The sequence below is a fragment of the uncultured Methanobrevibacter sp. genome, from assembly GCF_946184425.1.
Taxonomy (GTDB): domain Archaea; phylum Methanobacteriota; class Methanobacteria; order Methanobacteriales; family Methanobacteriaceae; genus Methanocatella.
In genome coordinates this window covers 20,098-27,427 of record NZ_CAMHFP010000029.1, presented here as the reverse complement: position 1 = coordinate 27,427, position 7,330 = coordinate 20,098, and the positions used below count along the sequence as shown (strand labels likewise).

The window sequence follows — 7,330 nt, the reverse complement described above, 5'->3', positions numbered from 1 at the left end:
TTTTAAGGACAATTACCCTCCGGATATTCTTTCCACAATTATGGCAAAAATCAGTATCCCAATCCAAGATTTCACCACATGTGCAAATAATTTTTGATTTGATGACCTTTTTCGGATTTAACGGTCTTTCACATGTTTCACAAAATTTAGATCCAGTTTTATTTTTATGACCGCAAACACATACAATAACAGAATTTTCATTTTTTAAATTATTTCCACAGCCAATACAATAATCTGAAGTAACTTCATTTATTGTAGAACAGGTACACAAGATAGAAACATCCGAAGATGCACCATAATTCTGCAGAGGCAATCCACAATTCTTGCAAAATTGAGAAAATTTCTCATTTTCCCCACCACAAAAACAAAATATTGAATCTTCAAACTCTAAATTAAAATTACTGTAATTATCATGAATTTTAGTTGAATTGTAATGTAACTGCTTTCCACACATCTCACAAAAAACATTATCTTTCTTGTTAACATGACCACAATCACACAATGTATTTCCCAACTCATATTTAGGTTTGGATTGATTTTTTAATATCTTAGACAATCTACTTTGAGTTCTTTTTGCACCACACATATAACAATATTCATTATCAACTTCATTTAGATATCCACATGAACAGATTTCATATTTGAAATCTTTTCTATTGCTCTCTATGTATGGTGAAAAATCAATGCTAAAATCAAAAAACCCAATATCATGAATTGGCGGTGTGAAAACTAATAGTTTACCATCATCCGAATAACCTGTTTTACAACCACAATCTGTACAGAAAGGTTCATTAATATGTATTCTATTTCCACAATTCCTACAATAATTTTCTAAAGCCATGATATCTAATTAAATTAGATTTTATTCATATTCTGAATTTCTTTAACTAATTCTGATAAAACATCTTCACTTAATCCTTCAATGTATTTAATAGAACCGGCGCATTCATGTCCTCCACCATCAATTCCGGCTGAAGGAACTCTTTGTGCTAAAACAGACACAATGTCATTTACATTAAATCCATATTGTTCATTTACAGCATCAGTTGCTCTAAATACTCCAAAATCAGGCCCATGTCCCAATGTAACAATAGGTTTATCCTCACCCAATTCCTTAATTACTTTATCATGGACAAAACCGCAGGTTTTTCCAGGAGCAGGGAATGTGAATTTATGAGCATATTTTTCAACATCAATAATATTGAAGTAAATCCCATTATCAAATTGAGTTTTCTTAATATTTGGAAGTGCTGCTTTAAGTTGTGTATCAACTCTTTTTAGATATTCCTTGTATAAAGCATCAATCATTTTATCATGCTTATCCAAATTGTCTACAGCGAGAATTGTATCCATAATTCCCCTACCATTCATGAATCTTAAGAAATAAGCCTCAAAATCAACACATTCTGCAATTTGTGCCAAATGCTCCTTACTGAATCCTTTTTCACTGGCCAATTGCAAATACTGATAAACTTCACCACATTCAGCATGGTCACCCAATGCAGCAACGGCAGGCAAATGTTTAATCAAATCTTTTATCTCAGGATTAATTATATGTGCAACTTCTGTTGCAAGTGCTCCTGCAGTTAATTGTGAATCTCCACCTACCAAATAAGGATTAACATGAGTGTCAACATACTCATCTACGGCTACGGTTGCCCCATAAATTTCACCGTCCCGTTCATCTTTTGTCAACAATTCACCTGGAGAGTGGTGATCTATTACAACAACTTCAATATCATAAATTTTTGCTTGCATTAAAGCTACAATATCCTCTTCTGTAGAACCATTGTCCAAAAGCACAATAAGAGGCAATTTCTGACCATGCCTTTCCTGGTCTTCAAGTGCAAAAGACAAATCCTTAACTACATCTTCAAGTTCATAAAACGGTGCTTTACTTGGAGACCTTTTAAAGTAATAATATTGGGCATCATTGCTAGGATTTGCATATTCAATTAATGGGATTAATGCCTTTTCCATAGCAACTCCTGCACAAATACCATCAGCATCGTTGTGGTGTCTTAGCAAAATTGTCCTTCCATCAAGAATTGCCCTTCTGATTTTACGGGCGGCTTCCCTCATCTTAGGTTTAAGTCTGTTTAAAACATCACTTTTGACTAAGAAATCAACATCTTCAGGTTCAGCTCTTTTATTTAATGCATCATCTATTAAAGTACGTAGCTTTCTAGCATTATCTTCATTAAGTTTTGTCATTGAAGATGACTCAATTTGTGTTTTTCCACCATGTTCATTGACTTCACCTACAACCTGAACAGCATCACCGACTTCAATTTCTGGATAAGATCTCTCACCAGCCTTATCAAATGCAGCAATTTCAGTTACGCCACTTTCATCATTAATTATGAATATTGTTGGTCCAGAAGTTTGCTGAATTTGCTGAACTTCACCATCAATTCTGACTACTTTTCCCTTTTTTTGTTCTAAATTTCCAATCAAAGTTCTTGGAATGGATTTTGTTAATCTTATGAGATTATATTTTCCCACATATGCCGGAGCCAAGTCAATCTTATGTTCTCTGAATTTTATTGCAGTAATAAATACAATAACATCATCGCCAACATTATATTCGGAGACATCACCTCTCATCAATCCCCAAACATTATTATTTAAAGTAACAAAAGCACCATAACGTTCAATTCTTGTAATTCTTCCTTTGTATAACTTATCTTTATCTATATCTCTCATTTCACATAAAGAATCAAGTACATAAACATCCCTAACTTGATTTTCACGAGCCACATATTCATCATGCTTCATTTTTTTAGCCTTCCTTTTCTCTTCACATTCAGGACATACATCATATTTCTCATCAATTAATTTTCCACAGTCCCTACAAACATTAACTTGACCTGTTCCTCTACAATACGGGCAATCTTCAAAAACTTCCACTTGACCTTTTCCATTGCATACTTCACAAGGAATATCCTGTTCAGCACCTAAATCAAATTTTGCTCTTGCTTTATTATTAACACCTTTAAAATGATTACCCACATCAAATGCATCATCTTCATAACCTGTTCCACCACAGGCATCACATTCCTTATAGTCCACTACGACAGAACCTATTCCTTTACATTTAGGACATTTAGTTTTCACATTAAAACCTCATCATATAATAAAATTTTGCTTAAATAATTTAGAGTTATTGACAACTAATGAATCTCTAATATCTTTATAATGCATTGATTCATTCATTAAATCATTCGCTTCAAAGCCATTTTCACTACCGGTAGCATTATAATGCCCTTCAAAACATTCAATAGCTTCTTTCAGTTTATCGACAGCCTTTAATTTTAACTCCAATTCTGAAATGGTATTATTAATATAATCCTTATGAACCTGATTAACATCTGTGGTAAAATTATTTTGCAAAATATATAATTTATTCAGACTATTGTTATAATTATTACCCGCTGAAATGGCTTTATTCATTGACTCTTCATAATTTTTATCATTGACCAAGTTGACAGCATCATTATAATCATTGTCGCCATGAACAATACCATCACTAATTTCAGGCATCAACTTGTTCATATTATCTACAGAACTATCTATAAAAAGAATAGCATATGAAACAATACCCAAAATCAAAATAAAAATTATTAGTTTAATATATTTAGACACGATATATACTATATAAAATAAGTTATTTAAAATTTTTTATGAACAAAAAATAATAAAAAAAGAAGTTTAAAATAAATTTTAAACTTATTCGCTGGACCAAAGTCCATGTAAATTACAGAATGCTAATGCTTTCACATCATCAGTTGAATTTACTGTGAAAGTTGCTTCTGCAACATCTCCAGGTTTGAAGCATTTTGCATATTGTTCTGCACCTGCTTCAACAACTAAAAATTGAATATAGTGATCATCATCCATTGGGTGAGCAGCTTCACCGACTTTTACAGTTACTTTATCTCCGTCAATTTCAACTACAGGTTTGTGTTTTGGAGATTTATCACCTTCAGTTTGTACAGGAATTTCAAGCATGTGTGCATTACATGCGTCACCTTCTCCATCTACAAAAACTTGGATAATACTTCCACATTCGTCACATTTTAAAATTTTTGCCATATATAACATCTCCTAAAATAGATTAAAGATATTTTATTCATCAAAGTATATATTCTTATTGATAACCTATTGGTTATTCTCATAATAATTTTCAATTGCTGCCTGAAGACCATCAGCGGCAAGATTTGAACAATGCATTTTTATCGGAGGAAGTCCATCTAATTCATCTGCAACATCATTTCTAGATATTTTCAATGCTTCTTCCACGGTTTTACCAACAGCAATTTCAGTAATCATACTGCTAGTTGCAATAGCTGCCCCACAACCAAATGTTTGAAAACTGATATCTTCAATTACTTCATCATCATTAACCTTAATATAAATTGTCATTAAATCTCCGCAAGTTGGGTTTCCAACTGTTCCAACACCGTTTGCATCTTCCATTTTTCTACAGTTTCTTGGGTTAGCAAAGTGATCCATTACTTTTTCAGAATAATCCATAATTAACACATCCTACAATTATCTTCATGTTTTTTACACATTACACCATCATAATCAAGTTCCTGATTCCATAATGGTGACATTTGTCTTAATCTTTCAACTGCTTCCGCAATAACATTAACAAATTCATCAACATCAAAAGTATCACTTTCAGGTGCAAGTGAAATTCTAAGTGACCCATGAACATCAACAGGATCCAAACCTAATGCAGTCAATACAGGAGATGCCTCCAAAGTATTAGAAGAACATGCAGAACCTGTTGAAGCCTGATATCCTTTAGCATCCAATAAAAGAATTAATGATTCACCTTCTATAGCCTTAAATCTGAAATTTACAAGATTTGGAAGTCTAGTATCCCTATCACCATTCAAGTAAGCTTCCGGAATATTATCCAATACTTTTTCTATGAGTTCATCACGAATGGAAGATAACTTTTTATAATGTTCATCGAGGTTTTCAGCTGCAATTTGACAAGCTTTTCCAAATCCTACAATTCCAGGAACATTTTCAGTACCTGATCTTATTCCTTTTTCCTGTCCGCCACCATGAATAAGTGGTACGACACGAGTTCCTTTTTTAATGTATAAAGCCCCAACTCCTTTTGGACCATTAATTTTATGAGAAGATAATGAAAGTAAATCAACATTTAATTTCTCAACATCCACTTCAATCTTACCGAAACTTTGAACTGCATCAGTGTGAAATTTTATGCCTTTTTCACGGGCAATTTTACCAATCTCTTCAATTGGCTGAATAGTACCTATTTCATTATTCGCATGCATAATGGTTATCAGGATTGTTTCGTCAGTAATTGCATCAACCAAGTCTTCAATTCTAATCAAACCATCTTCATAAACTGGCAAGTATGTTACTTTAAAGTCCAGTGATTCCAAAAATCCTAAAGTATTTTTAACAGCAGGATGCTCAATATTGGTGGTAATAATATGTTTGCCCTTTTTAGCCAATTTAAATGCAATACCTTTGATAGCAAGGTTATCTGATTCAGAACCTCCACTTGTAAAAATAATTTCATCCGGTTTTGCATTGATTGCATCTGCAACTCTTTGGCGAGCCTCATCCAATGCTTTTTTTGATTCACGACCAATTTTATAAAGAGTTGAAGGGTTTCCAAACTCTTTTGTGAAATATGGTTCCATTTCTTTAAATACTTCCTCACTAACTTGAGTAGTTGCTGAGTTATCCAAATACATTTTCATTATCTCCCAATTGTCTTTTTAATTAAATAAAAATTTTAAACATATAAATTTTAAGTGATTAGATAGTAACTTAAATACTATCTAACGCTTGACTTAAATCAGCAATTAAATCATCAACATCTTCTAAACCGATAGAAAGCCTTATGAAATCAGGTGTAACTCCTGTAGCTTCCTGCTCTTCTGCAGTCAATTGTTGATGGGTTGTACTTGCAGGATGGATAGCTAAACTTTTTGCATCTCCAATGTTTGCAAGTATTGAGAAAAGTTCTAATTTTTCAATTACTTTACGTCCTGCCTCTTCTCCTCCTTCAACACCGAAACCTAAAATACCTGCAAAGTTATCTTTCAAATATTTTTTATTGATTTCATAAGTGGGGTGGGACTCAAGACCAGGATAATTTACCCAATTGACCTTTGGATGTGACTCTAAAAATTTAGCAACTTTAATAGCATTTTCAGAATGTCTTTTAACACGCACATCCAAGCTTTCCAGTCCTTGAAGGAAAATGAAACTGTGTACAGGTGCTTGGGTAGAACCTAAATCTCTTAAAAGTCTCGCTCTTGCTCTTACTGTAAATGCAATATTACCAAGTTCCGGAACATCACCGAATGCATCCCAGAAAACTAATCCATGATAACTTGGATCTGCTTTTGTGAAGTTAGGGAATTTTCCGTTACCCCAGTTGAATTTACCAGAGTCCACAATATATCCTCCAACAGCAGTACCATGACCTCCAACATATTTAGTTGCTGATGCCGCAATGACATCTGCACCATGTTCCAAAGGTCTTACAAGTCCTACACCAACAGTATTGTCAACAATTAATGGAATATCATGTGAATGAGCAATTTCTGCTAATTTTTCAAAATCAGGCACATCTAATTTTGGATTTCCTATTGATTCAACATAAATCGCTTTAGTCTTTTCATCTATTGCATCTTCAAAAGCCTGTAAGTCCTGTGAGTTAACAAATTTTACATCACGTGCCAAATCTTTGAATGTATAATTAAATAATTGGTAAGTTCCGCCGTAAAGATTGTCTGCAGAAACAATGTTGTCACCAGGTTCAGTTACATTTAAAATTGCATATGTAATTGCTGCAAGACCACTTGATGTTGAAAGACCTGAATTACCACCTTCGATAGCAGCAATTCTTGCTTCAAATACATCACTGGTAGGGTTGGTTAATCTGGAGTAAATCTGTCCAAATTCTTGAAGGGCGAATCTTCTTGCAGCTTCATCTGAGTCTTTAAATACATATGAAGTAGTTTGATAAATTGGAACTGCCTGAGCCCCAGTTGCGGGGTCTGGAGTTTGTCCTGCACGTACACCTAATGTTGCTAATCCGTAATTTTTATTTGTCATTAATAATCACCTTAATTTTTTGATTCAGTAAAATATATCACGTGTTATATTTACTATATAACAATAGTTATTTTTTATATATAAATGTTTTGCATACCAAAATCATATGCCAAAAATTAATTATAACTTATGTTATACAAAAATAACATATGTTATTTTTAGTATATAAACATTGTTATATTTTTAGAAAAAAATGATAAAAATAGTAAAT

At 33.0% G+C, this 7,330-nt stretch carries 7 protein-coding genes; all 7 read right to left on the bottom strand.

Going from position 1 to position 7,330, the window contains the following annotated elements; translation table 11 throughout:
- Positions 1-841, bottom strand: an 841-nt coding sequence (locus tag Q0P94_RS07330) for a zinc ribbon domain-containing protein (RefSeq protein ID WP_295115223.1), incomplete at its 3' end; no start/stop codon positions are given.
- 14 nt (positions 842-855) lie between these two features.
- Positions 856-3,117, bottom strand: a complete 2,262-nt coding sequence (locus Q0P94_RS07325; protein WP_295115221.1) for a DHH family phosphoesterase — start codon at positions 3,115-3,117, stop codon at positions 856-858.
- Positions 3,118-3,129: 12 nt separating this feature from the next.
- Complete coding sequence (locus Q0P94_RS07320; protein ID WP_295115219.1) at positions 3,130-3,555, bottom strand: hypothetical protein; 426 nt, start codon at positions 3,553-3,555, stop codon at positions 3,130-3,132.
- A 174-nt stretch (positions 3,556-3,729) separates the two neighbouring features.
- The gene (locus Q0P94_RS07315) at positions 3,730-4,095 is read right to left on the bottom strand and encodes a desulfoferrodoxin family protein (RefSeq protein WP_295115217.1); all 366 of its coding nucleotides are present in this window, start codon (positions 4,093-4,095) and stop codon (positions 3,730-3,732) included.
- A 66-nt stretch (positions 4,096-4,161) separates the two neighbouring features.
- Complete coding sequence (gene nifU / locus Q0P94_RS07310) at positions 4,162-4,536, bottom strand: Fe-S cluster assembly scaffold protein NifU (protein WP_295115215.1); 375 nt, start codon at positions 4,534-4,536, stop codon at positions 4,162-4,164.
- 2 nt (positions 4,537-4,538) lie between these two features.
- Positions 4,539-5,747, bottom strand: a complete 1,209-nt coding sequence (gene nifS, locus Q0P94_RS07305) for a cysteine desulfurase NifS (protein ID WP_295115214.1) — start codon at positions 5,745-5,747, stop codon at positions 4,539-4,541.
- 76 nt (positions 5,748-5,823) lie between these two features.
- Positions 5,824-7,119 (bottom strand): O-acetylhomoserine aminocarboxypropyltransferase/cysteine synthase family protein, encoded by a 1,296-nt coding sequence (locus tag Q0P94_RS07300; RefSeq protein WP_295115212.1) that lies wholly within the window; start codon positions 7,117-7,119, stop codon positions 5,824-5,826.
- Positions 7,120-7,330 lie beyond the last annotated feature (211 nt).